General features: G+C 46.7%; 1 protein-coding gene. It reads right to left on the bottom strand.

The genetic code is table 11. The features are described from left to right. Positions 1-299, bottom strand: a 299-nt coding sequence (locus tag KH400_RS23410; protein ID WP_217228723.1) for a SpaA isopeptide-forming pilin-related protein, incomplete at its 3' end; no start/stop codon positions are given. Positions 300-330 lie beyond the last annotated feature (31 nt).

Raw genomic sequence — 330 nt, 5'->3', positions numbered from 1 at the left:
CCCTTAGGCGCCATCAATTCGGCGATGACGTATTGTTGTCCCTTTGAAATCGCGATACCGTCGTTTGCATCAAAGACAACTTGTCCATCTTTATCAGTTGATTCGATTGAGAATTGATCTGACGTCAATCCCAACGCAGAAGCGACCAATGCGTCCGCCTTCGCTGGCGTCTTTTCAATATCCTTAATCAATTGTGGCAAGACTTCGTTCAACTTGTCTTGTACTGAAGCTGGCGCAAGCAAAATTTGTGCACCGCCCAAAGCCTTCTCAGTCTCCGCGTCAGTCTTCTTAATCGTCAATGAAGCCGTCTTGTATTGCTTCGTGTAAACG

This window comes from Desertibacillus haloalkaliphilus (assembly GCF_019039105.1).
Lineage (GTDB): Bacteria > Bacillota > Bacilli > Bacillales > KJ1-10-99 > Desertibacillus > Desertibacillus haloalkaliphilus.
Note: the sequence above shows the minus strand (reverse complement) of the source record. Positions and strands in the feature narration are given on the sequence as shown.